We start from the raw sequence: 13,424 nt of genomic DNA on the forward strand, positions 1-13,424 counted from the left end.
CTAGGGCGGCCGGCCGCCGAAAAACTAGGTGCGCTGGCCCATCTCCACGAGACGGTTGTCGGGCAGTTCAAAGTAGTCGGATGCCCGGCCTGCGTTGCGCTGCAGCCAGCCGAAGAGCGCCCGCCGGATCGGGTTCATGCCCGGCAGGTTCTCCTCGCCCACCGAGGCGCGCGAGACGAAGTACGAGGTCTTCATCGAATCGATCGCCAGCGTCTTCTGGTAGGCCAGGATGCGGATGAATTCCGGCACGTCGGGCCGCTCCATGAAACCGTGGCGCGCCGTGACCATCCAGATGCCCTCCATCAGCTGCTCGGCCTCGATGCGGATGCGCGCGTCGACGCGCGGCGTGTCGCAGGCCAGCACGCGCAGCACGATCACCTGCTCGTGCAGCACCTGGTTGTGCTTGAGGTTGTGCAGCAGCGCATGCGGCACCGCCGTGGCATCGGGGTTCAGGAACACGGCCGTTCCGCTCACCCGGTGCGGCATGTGCTGCGCCAGCGACTCGACGAAGGGCCGCAGCGGCAGGCTCTCGGCCGCGGCAGCCTCCAGCCCCAGCCGGCGCCCCTTCGACCAGGTGGTGAAGAGCACCATCACCACGGCCGCCACCGCCAGCGTGAGCCAGCCGCCCTCGGCCACCTTCAGGCTGTTGGCGATCACGAAGGTCAGGTCGACCACCGCGAAGGCCGTCACGCCGATCACCACCGCCACCTTGTTCCAGCGCCACAGGCCCCAGGCCACGATGCCGGCCAGAAGCGTCGTCGTCACCATCGTGATCGACACCGCGATGCCGTATGCCGCCGACAGCGCCCCCGAACTGCGAAAGCCCAGCACCAGCAGCAGCACGCCCACCATCAGCAGCCAGTTGACCGCCGGCACGTAGATCTGCCCGATGGCCGCGCCCGAAGTCTGAATCACCCGCATGCGAGGCAGGTAGCCCATGCGCATGGCATGCGCCGTGAGCGAGAACGCGCCCGAAATCACCGCCTGCGAGGCGATCACCGTCGCCATCGCGGCCAGCACCACCATCGGCAGCACGCCCCACGAGGGAAAGAGCCGGAAGAACGGGTTGTCGATGGCCGCCGGGTTCGCCAGCACCAGCGCGCCCTGCCCGAAGTAGTTCAGCACCAGCCCCGGCAGCGCGATGAAGAGCCACGCCAGCCGGATCGGCTTCGCGCCGAAATGCCCCATGTCGGCATAAAGCGCCTCGCCGCCCGTGAAAGCCAGGAACACCGCTCCGAGCACCGCCAGCGACTGCGCCCGGTGCTCGATCAGGAAGCCGAAGGCGCGCCGCGGATCAAGCGCCGCCAGCACCTGCGGCTGCTGCAGCACCTGCCACGCGCCGGCCACCGCCAGCACGATGAACCACAGCAGCATGACCGGCCCGAATATCTTGCCCACCGTGCCGGTGCCCTTCTTCTGCACCATGAAAAGCGCGATCAGGATCGCCACCGTGATCGGCAGCACCGCGCGCTGCAGCACCGGCGCCTGCACCTCCAGCCCCTCGACCGCCGACAGCACCGAGATGGCCGGCGTGATCAGGCTGTCGCCGTAGAACATGGCCGCACCCACCAGGCCCAGCAGCCCGATGGCGTTCCACACCCATGGCTTCGTCTTCGGCCCCGCGACGGCGCTGCGCGCCAAGGCCTGCAGCGCCAGGATGCCGCCCTCGCCATCGTGGTCGGCGCGCAGCACGAACACCACGTACTTCAGCGTGACCACGAACATCAGCCCCCAGAAGATCAGCGAGAGCAGCCCCAGAACCGAATCGGGCGTGAACGGCACGCCGTGCTCGGGGTTCATCGTTTCCTTGAAGGCGTACAGCGGCGAGGTGCCGATGTCGCCGAACACGACGCCCAGCGCCGCCACCATGAGCGCCGGGCCCGTCGGGTGCGCCGCCTCCCCGTACGCAGAAACCTGGGACCCGGAAGCCGGAGCGGATGCTTTCATGAAGCGGGGAGTTCGTAGTGGCGACGCTGCGAGCATAGTGCGGGGGCATTGCGCCGTCGCGGACAATCGTGGCGTGTCCGCCACTCCCCAACATGCCGCGCCGCCTGCGCACTACGAGAACTTCCCCGTAGCCTCGTGGCTGTGCCCGCCGCATCTGCGCCCGCCGATCGCGGCGATCTACCACTTCGCGCGCACTGCCGACGACATCGCCGACGAAGGCAGCGCCTCGCCCGCCGAGCGCCTGGCCGACCTGCGCGCCTATCGCACAGAACTCGCCTCGGCTGCCCGCGGCGAAGTGCTGCCCAGATCGCGCTGGCCCCAGGTCTTCGGTCCGCTGGCCCACAGCATCGCCCGCCACGGCCTGCCCGAAGACCTGCTCGCCGACCTGCTGAGCGCCTTCATGCAGGACATCGAGAAAACCCGCGACCGCGGCACCTACGCCGACCGCGCCGAACTGCTCGACTACTGCCGCCGCTCCGCCAACCCCGTCGGGCGCCTGCTGCTGCATCTCTACGGCGTGCACGACGCCGAGGCCCTGGCGCAGAGCGACGCGATCTGCAGCGCGCTGCAGCTCATCAACTTCTGGCAGGACCCGAGCGTCGACCTTCCGCGCGGCCGCTTCTACTTTCCGCTGACCGACTGCGACCGGCGCGGCCTCTCGCCCGAGCACTTCAAGGTCTTCGCGCCGCTCTCGCGCGCGGAGCCTCCGCAGGAAGCTATCAATCTGATAGCAGTCGTGTCTTACTGGGCGCGCGAACTCATGAACGAGGGCGCCCCCCTCGTGCACCGCCTGCCCGGCCGCGCCGGCTGGGAGCTGCGCCTCGTGGTGCAGGGTGGCCTGCGCATCCTCGACAAGATCCAGGACCTGGGCTTCGACACCTTCACGCAGCGCCCCGCCATCGGCAAGCTCGACGCGCCGGTGCTGCTCTGGAAGGCCGTGCGGATGCGGAGACAATCACGCCCCATGAAAGCAGCGCCTCCCCGATGACCCCCGAGCAATACGTGCAAGACAAGGCCGCCGCCTCGGGCAGCAGTTTCTATTACGCCTTCCTGTTCCTTCCCAAGCCGCGCCGCGCCGCGATCACCGCCTTCTATGCCTTCTGCCGGGAAGTCGACGACGTGGTCGACGAGGTCAGCGACCCCGGCGTGGCCGCCACCAAGCTCGCCTGGTGGCGCACCGAGGTCTCGCAGTCCTTCGCGGGCACGCCACGCCATCCGGTGATGCAGGCGCTGATGCCGCATGCCGCGGCCTATGGCATCGAGGCACGCCAGCTCAACGAGGTGATCGACGGCTGCCAGATGGACCTCGAACAGACGCGCTACCTCGACTTCCAGGGCCTCTCTCGCTATTGCCACCTCGTGGCCGGCGTGGTCGGCGAGGTCGCTGCCCGCATCTTCGGCCAGACCGACGCCCAGACCACTGCCTACGCCCACAAGCTGGGCCTGGCGCTGCAGCTCACCAACATCCTGCGCGACGTGGGCGAGGACGCCCTGCGCGGCCGCATCTACCTGCCGGTCAACGAGTTGCAGAAGTTCGACGTGAAGGCGCACGAGATCCTGAACCGCGTGCACTCCGAGCGTTTCGTCGAACTCATGAAGTTCCAGGCCGCCCGCGCCCACGCCGCCTACGACGAAGCGCTCGCCCTGCTCCCCCTGGCCGACCGCCGCTCGCAGAAGCCCGGCCTGATGATGGCCAGCATCTACCGCACCCTGCTGCGGGAGATCGAACGCGACAACTTCCAGGTGCTGAACCAGCGCGTGAGCCTGACGCCGGTGCGCAAGTTCTGGCTGGCGTGGAAGGTTCAGGCCCTCGGACGAATCTGAGCTTGACCAGGAAGAAGACCGCCGTCATCGGCGCAGGCTGGGCCGGCCTCGCCTGCGCGGTGGAGGCCACGCGGCTCGGCCATGCCGTCACGCTGTTCGAGGCAGCGCACATGCCGGGCGGCCGGGCGCGGCGGGTCGACAACATGCACGGGCTGGCGCTGGACAACGGCCAGCACATCCTGATCGGTGCGTACACCGCCACGCTGCAGCTGATGCGCGACGTCGGCGTCGATGTCGAAGGCGCGCTGCTGCGGCTGCCTCTTTCGCTGCGCTTTGCCGATGGCGGCGGGCTGAAGCTGCCTCGGCTGCCTGCGCCGCTCGACCTGCTGGCCGGCATCTTCACGGCGCGGGGCTGGACGTGGCGCGACAAGTCGTCGTTGCTGCGCACCGCCATCGGCTGGAGGCTTTCGGGCTTTCGCTGTGCCGGCGGCACGACGGTTGCCGATCTGTGCGCCGGGCTCACTCCGCGCGTGATGCGGGAGCTGATCGAACCGCTGTGCGTTTCGGCGCTCAACACGCCCGTGGCGCAGTCGAGCGGCGAAGTCTTCCTGCGCGTGCTGAAGGACGCGCTCTTCAGCGGAAGCGGCGGCGCCGACCTGTTGCTGCCGCGCGCCGACCTGGGCGCGCTGCTGCCCGATGCCGCGATCCGCTGGCTGACACGGCAAGGCGCCACGGTGCGCATCGGCACGCGCGTGCGTGCCATCGCATCCGAAGCCGGGCAGTGGCTGGTCGACGGCGAAGCCTTCGATCAGGTCGTGCTGGCCTGCGCTCCGTGGGATGCGGCACGGCTGGTCCGCGCCTCGGGCCTGCCGGCGAATCGCTGGTGCGAGACCACCGAGGCGCTGCGCTTCGAGGCCATCGCCACTGTCTATGTGCGCGGCGCCACGCCGCTTGCCGAGCCGATGCTCGCGCTGCGCAGCCATCCAGCCACGGCGCCGGCCCAGTTCGTTTTCGACAGGAGCCAGTTCGGCGGCCTGCAGGGCGTGCTCGCGATGGTCGTGAGCGCGAACGAGGCATCGCGCGAGGTGCTGGAAGAAAAGGTCATCGCGCAAGCCGCCGCGCAGCTGGGCCAATCGAACCTGCAACTGGTGCAGACCGTGGTCGAGAAGCGCGCCACCTTCGCCTGCACGCCCGGCCTCGCGCGGCCGTCATCGTCCATCGCACCGGGCCTGCAGGCCTGCGGCGACTACATCGAAGGCCCCTACCCCGCCACGCTCGAAGGCGCGGTGCTCAGCGGGCTCGCCGCCGCCAGATCATTGAACTGAATCGACGCCATGACGACCGGACTGCGCTATCTCGACTTCGACTACAGCGAAGACACCGAAGGCCACGGCACCTTCGACGCCATGGCATCGACCTCGCCCGACAAGACGCCCGAAGTACGGGCCGAAGTCGCCCGCGTACTGGCCTGGGCCGAGGCCGCCTTTCCGGATGCACGCGGCGCCCTCGACGAACGCGGCCTGTGGGACTACGACCTGCAGGAATCGAGCGAGGACGATCCGCGCTACGACACTATTACCCTGTCGATCAGCGGCACCGCCGACTTCTGCACGGCGCTGCGCGAGCGCTTCGGGTTCGACTGAGAAAAGGCGAGATCAGGCCGCCTTGTTGCGCAGCCGAAGCAGGCTAAGCCCCAGCAGCACGAAGGCCCCGCCCGACACCTTGTTGAAGATGCGCGTGCGACGCGGATCGGAGAGTTGCCTGCGCAACAGGCGCGCCAGCAGCACATAGAACGAGTGGGCGACCACCGAGGCAGCGGCGAAGGTGCCGGTCAGCACCGCGAACTGCGTGAGGATGGGTGCGTCCTGCGTCAGGAACTGCGGGAACAGGGCCGAGAAGAAAAGGATGCCCTTGGGATTGGTCAGCGCGACCGTCATCCCGTGGCCGAAGAGGCGCCAGCTCGAACGCGGAGTGCCGGCGGACGGACCGCCCTGCACGTCGGCGAACACGCTGCCCTGGCTGCGCCATTGCTTGATGCCCAGGTAGATCAGGTAGGCCGCACCGGCCAGCTTCAGCACCATGAAGGCATGGGCCGAGGTGGAGAGCACCACGCCCAACCCCGCCATCGCGGCGGCCGACACCATGAAAAGCCCGGCAGCGTTGCCCAGCGAACTGATCATTGCCCGTCGCGGGCCGACGCTCATCGAGTTCGAGACCGCGAGCAGCACGGCCGGCCCGGGTGTGAAGACGACGAGCAGCGTGACGCCGCAAAACAGAAGCCAGTTGGAGAGATGCACTTCGGGGTTCCTGTCCGGCGCAAGGCCGCGGAGGTTGGGGACAACAGCCCGGAAACTATAGTCAGCCCCGCGCGCGGCTGCAGACGCCGCGCCAATACCCCTCTACCCCCATCCCGAAAGACGGACTCCCATGGTCACCTGCTACCTGCGCTACATCGTCGACGCCTACAAGCTCAAGGAATTCGAGCACTACGGCAAGCTCTGGATTCCGCTGGTCGAGAAGTTCGGCGGCAAGCACCACGGCTACTTCCTGCCCTCGGAGGGCACGAACAACGTGGCGCTGGCGATGTTCACCTTCCCGAGCCTGGCCGCCTACGAGAAGTACCGCGCCGACTCGATGCAGGACCCGGAATGCCAGGCCGCATTCAAGTACGCGGAGGAAACCCGCTGCATCGTGAGCTACGAGCGCAGCTTCTTCAGACCAGTCTTCGCCTAGCCCTCAGCCGCCCAGCGCCACGCACAGCGCGTGCAGGTTGGGCACGATCAGCTGCGGCCGCGCGCCGTGCACCCAGGGCCGCTCGTCGCGCACCAGCCAGGCGGCCTGCATGCCGGCGTTGAGCGCGCCGACCACGTCCAGCTCGGCATCATCGCCCACGTGCAGCACGTCCCTGGGCAGCAGGCCGACCGATGCGGCCGCGGCGCGGAAGATCGGCGCGTGCGGCTTGCCGCTGCCGAAGGCGCGCGCGTTGAAGGCGGTGCGGAACCAGCGGCCCACGCCGGTCTTCTGGATGTCGGCGTTGCCGTTGGAGATGGCCACCAGCGGATAGCGCTCGCTGAGCCACTTCAGCGCCGGAAGCGCGTCGTCGTAGAGCGTCACGCGCTGGCGCTCGGCAAAGAAGGCGTCGAAGGCCGGGTCGGCCAGCGCCGGGTCTTCGCCCGCGCGGGTGAGCGCGGTGCGGATCGACTCGCGGCGCAGCGCGCTCAGGTCATGCGCGAGATCCGAACGCTCCTTGGCGGTGGCTTCGCGCAGCTCACGCAGGATGCCCGGCGTCATCAGCAGGCTGGCCGTCTTGGGCGCCTCGCGCAGCAGCCACGCATGCAGCACGGCCTCGGCGCGTTCGATGGTCGGCCAGATCGGCCAGAGGGTGTCGTCGAGGTCCAGCGAGATCGCCGAAATACGCTTGAGATCGAGAGGCGCGGCGCCCGCGGGCGCCGGGGAAGCGGAAGTCATGCCCGAGAATATCGCATGCCTTCGACTCACGAGAACGCTCCCCCGAGTACCCCGCGCACCGCAGTGCTCTGGTGCAACCTCGGCTCACCTGATGCCCCCACAGCAGCAGCCGTGCGCCCCTACCTCGCCGACTTCCTGGGCGACCCCCGCGTGGTAGAGATCCCCAGGCTGCTCTGGGCGCCGATCCTGCACGGCATCATTCTTCGCACGCGGCCTGTCAAGTCAGCCGCCAAGTACGCGAGCATCTGGATGCGCGAAGGCTCGCCGCTGAAAGTGTGGACGCAGAAGCAGGCCACGCTGCTGGCCGGCTGGCTAGGCGAGCGCAGCCACCATGTGGTGGTGCGCGACGCGATGCGCTACGCCAGCCCCTCCATCGCCTCCCGGCTCGACGCGCTGCAGGCCGAAGGCGCCGCCCGCGTGCTGGTGCTGCAGGCCTACCCCCAGTATTCGGGCACCACCACCGCGAGCGTGATCGATGCGGTGAACGCGTGGAGCCGCAAGCAGCGCCGCGTGCCCGAGTTCCGCTTCGTCAACGACTACCACGACGACCCGGCCTACATCGAGGCGCTCGCGCAGAGCATCGAGAAGCACTGGAAAACCGAAGGCCGCGGCGAGGTGCTGCTGATGAGCTTCCACGGCATTCCCGCGCGCAACATCGCGCTGGGCGATCCGTACCAGGCGCAGTGCACCGAAACCGCACGCCTGCTCGCAGCGCGGCTGGGCCTTTCGAGTGCCCAGTACCGCGTGACCTTCCAGTCGCGCTTCGGCAAGGCCAAATGGCTGGAACCCTACACCGAGCCCACGCTGCGCGAACTCGGCGCCTCCGGCGTGAAGCGCGTCGACGTGGTCTGCCCGGGCTTCCCGGCCGACTGCCTCGAGACACTCGAAGAAATCGCCATGGAAGGCCGCGAAGCCTTCGTGCACGCGGGCGGCGAAGCCTTCAGCTACATCCCCTGCCTGAACGACAGCCCGGCATGGATCACCGCGCTCGCGGGCATCGCCGAGCGCAACCTGGCGGGCTGGCCCACGCAAAGAACGAACACCACCCCATGAAACAGTATCTGCACGAAGCCAACCGGCTCTCGTGGAACGCGGCCACCGTCGCACACAACAGCCACAAGGGCGATCAGGCCGCCTTCTTCCGCAAGGGCGGCTCCACCCTCTTCCCCGAAGAAGCCCGCCTGCTCGGTGACTTGAAAGGCCTGTCTGTGCTGCACCTGCAGTGCAACGCCGGACAGGACAGCCTGAGCATCGCGCGCCTCGGCGCCGAGGTGACGGGCGTGGACATCTCCGACGAGGCCGTCGACTTCGCGACCCGGCTCTCGCAGCAGTCGGGCATCGCGGCGCGCTTCGTGCGCTCGGATGTCTACGACTACTTCCGCGGCGCGCAGGCACGCGGCGAGAAGCACGACATCGTCTTCTGCTCGTACGGCACGCTGTGCTGGCTCTCCGACATCGCCGCCTGGGCGCGCGGAGTGGCGCAGATGCTCAAGCCCGGCGGCCGCTTCGTCTTCGTCGAGTTCCACCCTTTCGCGCTGGTGTTCGACCCGGCCTGGAAGTTCCACTACGACTACTTCAACGAAGCCCCCGTGCCCGAGGAAGGCGTGGGCGACTACGTGGCCGATTCCGGCGACGGCCTGGTGCGCGAAGGCTACGAGCGCGGCGTGGAGAACTTCAGCAACCCGCACCCCAGCTTCGAGTTCACTTGGGGCGTGGGCCAGGTGACGACCGCGCTGTCGCAGGCCGGCCTCGTCATCGAACGGCTCGACGAATACCCGTACGCCAACGGCTGGAAGCCCTTCGAAGGCATGCGCGACATCGGCGGGCGCCGCATGGCACCGCCCGAGGGCATGCCGCGCATTCCGCTCATGTATTCGATCTCCGCACGCAAGCCATGAAACCTCTTCACGCCCTCGGTGGCCTTTTTCTGCTGGTGCCCTTCATGGCCCGCGCAGCCGGAACCGCCGAAGTGCCCAAGGGCGTGTGGGAAGGCACGCTCGGCACCAAGGCCATCGTGGCCTGCTTCAACGCCGAGTTCCCGAGCGGCAGCTACTTCTACAAGCAGTACAAGAAGGCGATCCCGCTGAGCCGCGTCGAGAAAGACAGCTTCTGGCATGAAGCCGGCGACACCGGCCTGTGGTCGCTCGACCCCGCCAAGGGCAACACGCTGACCGGCACCTGGAAGAGCGTGAAGGGCGTGCCCGTGACGCTGCCCATCCGGCTCGACCTGTCCGACGCCACGGGTGGCGACAAGGCCTGCGGCAGCGACGGCTATGCGGGCCTGCTCGAAGCACCGCCGAAGATCGAGACCGGGAAGAAAGAAGAATTCGCGCCCGGCCGCAGCTTCCGCCGCCTGCGCTTCGCCGGCCAGGAAACCATCGAACTCTCCGGCCCCGAGCCCACGCTGGCAGCCATCAACCGCGAGCTGCGCCGCGACTTCGACACCAGCAAGGACACGATCAAGGAGTACTTCGACAAGCGCCGCGAGTTCCTCGGGCGGGTCGGCGTACCGGCGGAAGACGAGAACACCGCCGATCCTTCGTACTGGAGCTCGCAGTGGCTCAGCATCCGCAACTACACCTGGGCGGCCGGCATGGGCCGCAACGGGATCTCCTGGTTCCATCGCACCTGGGACCTGCAGACGGGCAAGCAGGTCGACCCATGGTCCTGGTTCGGCCTGCGCTCGCTGTCGAAGTCGCGTCCGGCCGAGGGACGGCTATCCGGCACCGGAGGCGGCTCGATGACGCCGAAGCTGCGCCGCTTCCTGTTCCGCTACGCGGGCATCGACGCGTCGAAGGCCGAGGACAACTGCCGCTCCAACTACGAAGAAGGCGCCTACTACGACCTGACGCTGGAAGCCAAGGGCATGCGCTTCGCCCAGCCCGCCTACGGCAACGGCTGCGAGATCGAGATCGAAGTGCCCTACGCCGAGCTCGGCCCGGTGCTCACGCCAGCGGGCAAGGCGGCGGTGCGGCGCATCCTCGAATCGGCAAATTGATCCTGGCTCAGGCTGCCGGCCTGCGTGCCAGCAGCGCCTGGATCGCAGCCTCCATCTCGGCGTACTCCCCTTCGCCGAAATGCTGCCGCATCACCTGCCCGCTGCTGTCGGCCAGGTAGAACGCGGGCCAGTACTGGTTGCTGTAGGCCCGCCAGGTGGCGAATCCGTTGTCCTGCGCCACCGGGTAGCGGATGTTGAAGCGCTCGATCGCGTCCTGCACGTTGCGCGTGAGCTTCTCGTAGGCGAACTCGGGCGAATGCACGCCCACCACGGTGAAGCCCCTGTCCTTGTACGTCTCGTACCAGCGCACCACGTGCGGCAGCGTGCGAATGCAGTTGATGCAGGAATAAGTCCAGAAGTCGACCAGCACCACCTTGCCGGACAGCCCCTTCATGGTGAGCGGCTCGGAGTTGAGCCACTTGTCGATACCAGTGAATTCGGGGGCCTTGCCGTAGTCGCGCAGCCCCGGCGAGGCGGCCAGCGCGCTGCGTGCCGGCCAGGCGCCACCCGCGGCTGCCGCCAGGGCGGAGGCACCTGCGGCGAGCCCCGAGAACGCCCTTCTGGACATCATGTTCATGATCGCAAACCTCGCTCGTGTGTCAGACCGACAGCGGTCAGGCGCGATTGTTCGCGGCGCACGCGCTGCGTGCGCATGTGTCACGGCAATTTGAACTTTGTCCCGGCGGCGTGATGGGCCGCCCAGGTCAGAACTTGCCCAGGTAGTCCATCTTGCCGATGGGCATGCCCTTGTGGCGCAGCACGTCGTAGGCCGTGGTCACGTGGAAGAAGAAATTGGGCACTGCGAACTGCAGCAGGTAGCGCTGCGCCGTGAAGGTCGCCTCGCCTTCGCGGGTCTTGATGGTCACCGCGCGGTCTTCGTGGCCGTCGATCAGCGCGCGGTCGACCGTTACCAGGAAGTCCTGCGTCTTCGCGATGCGCGCGACCAGGTCGTCCCAGGTCTTTTCCTCGTCGGGGAAGCTCGGCGCGGTAACGCCGGCGATGCGGGCCGTGCCGAGCTTGGAGGCATCGCTGGCGCGCTGGATCTGGCCTGCCAGCGTGAGCATGTCGGGCGCGAGGCGTGCATCGACCAGCTCGGCCGGGTCGATGCCGTTGGCCTTCGCATGCGCGAGGCTCTTGTCGAGGATATGGGTGAGCTGGCCGAGTCCGCGCGTGAAGACGGGCACGGACAGGTCGTACATCGAGAGCGCCATGGTGTTCGAGGCCTGTGGTCGGCCTTGTGGTTGAGGTGGGCGGCGATTGTCACGCCGCCGCTGCCTCAGCGGCCGGCGGCGCGGATAAACCCCTCGATGGGATCAAGTTGTTCCGGCACGTTCAGCGCGGGCGCGTGACCGCAGGCAGGAACTTCGATCACCCGCAGCCGGCCGGCCGCACCGGGACCGCGCCGCTTCATCTCCTCGACCACGCCGGGCAGCACCAGGTCGGACTCGGCTCCGCGCAAGCAAAGCACCGGCACCTCGATGGCGTCGTAGTGCGGCCAGATCAGGTAGTCGTTGTCGTGCGCGCTGAACTGCCGGACCATGGCAGGGTCGTAGTGCGGCGTCACGCGGCCGTCGGGCAGCCGGCGCGTGGAGGTCTCGGTCAGCCGGCGCCATTGCGCGTCGCTGAGCCAGCCGTAGGGCTTGTAGACCGTGCGGAAGAAGGCTTCGAGTTCGGCCACCGTGTCGAAGGCCGGCGGCTCGCCCGCATAGGCGCGGATGCGCTCGACGGCCGGTTGCGCCAGCTCGGGCGCGTTGTCGTTGAGCACCAGGCTCGCGATGCGCGCCTTCATGCGCGGCTCGAACAGGCCCGAGGCGCAGACGGTGCCGATGGCCCCGCCCATCGAGGTGCCGACCCAGTGCACGCGCCCCAGCCGCAGTTCGTCGCACAGCGCATTGGCGATGCGCGCGTAGAACGAGAGCTTGTATTCCTCGTCCGGCAGCGGGCTCCACTGGCTCAGGCCGCGGCCGATGGTGTCGGGGCAGATCACGCGGAAGCCGCGCGAGGCGAAGTGCTGCGCCAGCTCGTCCATGTCGCGGCCGGTACGCGCCAGGCCGTGCCAGGCGATGACCACGGGCGCCTCGGGCGAGCCCCATTCGAGCCAATGGATCTCGCGGCCGGCGAGCTGCGCGTAGCGGGAAAGTGGAATCAGATTGTTGTTGTCGCTCATCGCGCAGCCCTTGCACGCAGTTTTCCGACGATGCCAGTCGGGAAGTAATAGACGGACAGCACGAACAGCACGCCCAGCCACAGCAGCCAGCGGTCGGGCGACAGCAGCGCGGCCAGCCATGGCAGGCCGCTGGCGGCCTCGTTGCCGATGCGCAGCAGGTCCTGCAGATAACTCTGCGCCACCACGAACAGCACCGCGCCGATGGCCGCGCCGTAGATGGTGCCCATGCCGCCGATCACCACGATCAGCAGCACGTCGATCATGATCTCGAAGCTCAGCGAGGTATCCGGCCCGTTGTAGCGCAGCCAGATCGCGAGCATCGCGCCAGCCAGCGTGGCGAAGAGCGCCGACAGCACGGCGGCCGTGGTGCGGTAGACCACCACGCGGTAGCCGATGGCCTCGGCGCGGAACTCGTTCTCGCGGATGGCCTGCAGCACGCGGCCGAAGGGCGAGTTCACGATGCGCAGCAGCGCCAGCACCAGCACCACCGCCGCCACGAACAGCAGGTAGTAGCAAAGCAGCCTGCCGTCGAGCGAAACGCCGAGGAAAGGCTCTTCCGCGAACTCGAAGCTCGGCGAGATCAGCTCGGGTAGCTTGAAGGTCAGGCCATCCTCGCCGCCGGTGAAGTCGGAAAGCTGCGAAGCCAGCGTCTGGAAGGCCGAAGCCACGGCCAACGTGATCATCGCGAAGAAGATCGCGCGCACCCGCAGCGAGAAGAGGCCGATGGCGAACGACAGCACCAGCGAGATCGCCAGCGACGCGCCCAGCCCGACCAGCACCGCGCCCCAGTTCGGCCCGAGTCGCGAGGCCGAAATGGCGATGCCGTAGGCCCCGATGCCGAAGAACATGGTGTGCGCGAAGCTCACGATGCCGGTGTAGCCCAGCAGCAGATCGAAGCTGGCCACCAGCACCACGAACACCAGGATTTTGGCCGCGACACTCAGCGCCTTCACGCCGGGGAAGATGAATGGCGCGAAGGCCAGCGCGATGAACACCGCCAGCAGCAGCACGGCGAGCAGCCGGCTGCGGGGCATGTCGTTGGAGAGGAGTCGCTTCAGGAACATGTTTTCGTCCTCCTCT

General features: G+C 68.0%; 15 protein-coding genes. 8 read left to right on the forward strand and 7 right to left on the reverse strand.

Annotation, left to right across the window (positions count from 1 at the left end; genetic code table 11):
* Nucleotides 1-24 precede the first annotated feature (24 nt).
* Entirely contained in the window at nt 25-1,869 is a 1,845-nt protein-coding gene (locus ABL838_RS17240; RefSeq protein ID WP_418125877.1) for a potassium transporter Kup, read from the reverse strand.
* A 151-nt stretch (nt 1,870-2,020) separates the two neighbouring features.
* Here ABL838_RS17240 and hpnC point away from each other — a divergent pair, with 151 nt between their 5' ends.
* The 4 genes from hpnC to ABL838_RS17260 are packed head-to-tail and all read left to right on the forward strand — an operon-like array spanning nt 2,021 to nt 5,354.
* On the forward strand, nt 2,021-2,935 hold the full coding sequence (gene hpnC / locus ABL838_RS17245; protein ID WP_418121262.1) for a squalene synthase HpnC: 915 nt from the start codon (nt 2,021-2,023) through the stop codon (nt 2,933-2,935).
* On the forward strand, nt 2,932-3,771 hold the full coding sequence (gene hpnD, locus ABL838_RS17250) for a presqualene diphosphate synthase HpnD (RefSeq protein ID WP_126023909.1): 840 nt from the start codon (nt 2,932-2,934) through the stop codon (nt 3,769-3,771). Before hpnC ends, hpnD begins: the two co-directional genes overlap by 4 nt.
* A 2-nt stretch (nt 3,772-3,773) precedes the next feature.
* On the forward strand, nt 3,774-5,036 hold the full coding sequence (gene hpnE, locus ABL838_RS17255) for a hydroxysqualene dehydroxylase HpnE (protein WP_418121263.1): 1,263 nt from the start codon (nt 3,774-3,776) through the stop codon (nt 5,034-5,036).
* A 9-nt stretch (nt 5,037-5,045) separates the two neighbouring features.
* Nucleotides 5,046-5,354, forward strand: coding sequence for a hypothetical protein (locus tag ABL838_RS17260; protein ID WP_184637411.1), 309 nt, complete (start codon nt 5,046-5,048; stop codon nt 5,352-5,354).
* Between the two features lie 12 nt (nt 5,355-5,366).
* Here ABL838_RS17260 and ABL838_RS17265 read toward each other — a convergent pair whose 3' ends face one another.
* Nucleotides 5,367-6,008: a LysE family translocator gene (locus ABL838_RS17265; RefSeq protein ID WP_418116667.1), complete on the reverse strand. Its 642-nt coding sequence runs from the start codon at nt 6,006-6,008 to the stop codon at nt 5,367-5,369.
* Between the two features lie 130 nt (nt 6,009-6,138).
* Here ABL838_RS17265 and ABL838_RS17270 point away from each other — a divergent pair, with 130 nt between their 5' ends.
* Nucleotides 6,139-6,444 carry an NIPSNAP family protein gene (locus ABL838_RS17270; RefSeq protein WP_126023905.1) on the forward strand — a complete coding sequence of 102 codons (306 nt, stop codon included), beginning with the start codon at nt 6,139-6,141 and terminating at the stop codon, nt 6,442-6,444.
* 3 nt (nt 6,445-6,447) lie between these two features.
* Here the strand turns inward: ABL838_RS17270 and ABL838_RS17275 are convergent, their stop codons facing one another.
* Nucleotides 6,448-7,179 carry an HAD family hydrolase gene (locus ABL838_RS17275; RefSeq protein WP_418121264.1) on the reverse strand — a complete coding sequence of 244 codons (732 nt, stop codon included), beginning with the start codon at nt 7,177-7,179 and terminating at the stop codon, nt 6,448-6,450.
* A 15-nt stretch (nt 7,180-7,194) separates the two neighbouring features.
* Here ABL838_RS17275 and hemH point away from each other — a divergent pair, with 15 nt between their 5' ends.
* Genes hemH through ABL838_RS17290 form a run of 3 tightly spaced genes read left to right on the forward strand, consistent with a single transcriptional unit; the run spans nt 7,195 to nt 10,177 of the window.
* On the forward strand, nt 7,195-8,232 hold the full coding sequence (gene hemH, locus ABL838_RS17280) for a ferrochelatase (protein ID WP_418121265.1): 1,038 nt from the start codon (nt 7,195-7,197) through the stop codon (nt 8,230-8,232).
* Entirely contained in the window at nt 8,229-9,077 is an 849-nt protein-coding gene (locus ABL838_RS17285; protein ID WP_418121266.1) for a class I SAM-dependent methyltransferase, read from the forward strand. Before hemH ends, ABL838_RS17285 begins: the two co-directional genes overlap by 4 nt.
* Nucleotides 9,074-10,177, forward strand: a complete 1,104-nt coding sequence (locus ABL838_RS17290; protein ID WP_418121267.1) for a hypothetical protein — start codon at nt 9,074-9,076, stop codon at nt 10,175-10,177. The genes ABL838_RS17285 and ABL838_RS17290 overlap by 4 nt, the downstream gene beginning before the upstream one ends.
* A 7-nt stretch (nt 10,178-10,184) precedes the next feature.
* On the opposite strand, the gene ABL838_RS17295 is transcribed toward ABL838_RS17290, so the two are convergent.
* From ABL838_RS17295 to ABL838_RS17310, 4 genes are all read right to left on the reverse strand, one after another.
* The gene (locus ABL838_RS17295) at nt 10,185-10,748 is read right to left on the reverse strand and encodes a thioredoxin family protein (protein WP_369662432.1); all 564 of its coding nucleotides are present in this window, start codon (nt 10,746-10,748) and stop codon (nt 10,185-10,187) included.
* Nucleotides 10,749-10,881: 133 nt separating this feature from the next.
* A complete protein-coding gene (locus ABL838_RS17300) occupies nt 10,882-11,388 on the reverse strand; it encodes a DUF1993 domain-containing protein (RefSeq protein WP_418121268.1) in 507 nt (168 codons plus the stop codon).
* Nucleotides 11,389-11,453: 65 nt separating this feature from the next.
* Nucleotides 11,454-12,344 (reverse strand): alpha/beta fold hydrolase, encoded by an 891-nt coding sequence (locus ABL838_RS17305; RefSeq protein WP_418121269.1) that lies wholly within the window; start codon nt 12,342-12,344, stop codon nt 11,454-11,456.
* Entirely contained in the window at nt 12,341-13,408 is a 1,068-nt protein-coding gene (locus tag ABL838_RS17310) for a branched-chain amino acid ABC transporter permease (protein WP_126023899.1), read from the reverse strand. The genes ABL838_RS17305 and ABL838_RS17310 overlap by 4 nt, the downstream gene beginning before the upstream one ends.
* Between the last annotated feature and the right edge of the window lie 16 nt (nt 13,409-13,424).

This window comes from Variovorax sp. 160MFSha2.1, from assembly GCF_048305075.1.
Lineage (GTDB): Bacteria > Pseudomonadota > Gammaproteobacteria > Burkholderiales > Burkholderiaceae_C > Variovorax > Variovorax guangxiensis.

Excerpts from the sequence above, each read along its gene's own strand:
- ABL838_RS17285 (WP_418121266.1), top strand. The coding sequence starts at position 8,229 with ATGAAACAGTATCTGCACGAAGCCAACCGGCTCTCGTGGAACGCGGCC.
- hpnD (WP_126023909.1), top strand. The coding sequence starts at position 2,932 with ATGACCCCCGAGCAATACGTGCAAGACAAGGCCGCCGCCTCGGGCAGC.
- ABL838_RS17290 (WP_418121267.1), top strand. The coding sequence starts at position 9,074 with ATGAAACCTCTTCACGCCCTCGGTGGCCTTTTTCTGCTGGTGCCCTTC.
- ABL838_RS17295 (WP_369662432.1), bottom strand. The coding sequence starts at position 10,748 with ATGATGTCCAGAAGGGCGTTCTCGGGGCTCGCCGCAGGTGCCTCCGCC.
- ABL838_RS17305 (WP_418121269.1), bottom strand. The coding sequence starts at position 12,344 with ATGAGCGACAACAACAATCTGATTCCACTTTCCCGCTACGCGCAGCTC.
- ABL838_RS17270 (WP_126023905.1), top strand. The coding sequence starts at position 6,139 with ATGGTCACCTGCTACCTGCGCTACATCGTCGACGCCTACAAGCTCAAG.
- hemH (WP_418121265.1), top strand. The coding sequence starts at position 7,195 with ATGCCTTCGACTCACGAGAACGCTCCCCCGAGTACCCCGCGCACCGCA.
- ABL838_RS17240 (WP_418125877.1), bottom strand. The coding sequence starts at position 1,869 with ATGGTGGCGGCGCTGGGCGTCGTGTTCGGCGACATCGGCACCTCGCCG.
- ABL838_RS17310 (WP_126023899.1), bottom strand. The coding sequence starts at position 13,408 with ATGTTCCTGAAGCGACTCCTCTCCAACGACATGCCCCGCAGCCGGCTG.
- ABL838_RS17300 (WP_418121268.1), bottom strand. The coding sequence starts at position 11,388 with ATGGCGCTCTCGATGTACGACCTGTCCGTGCCCGTCTTCACGCGCGGA.
- ABL838_RS17275 (WP_418121264.1), bottom strand. The coding sequence starts at position 7,179 with ATGACTTCCGCTTCCCCGGCGCCCGCGGGCGCCGCGCCTCTCGATCTC.
- ABL838_RS17260 (WP_184637411.1), top strand. The coding sequence starts at position 5,046 with ATGACGACCGGACTGCGCTATCTCGACTTCGACTACAGCGAAGACACC.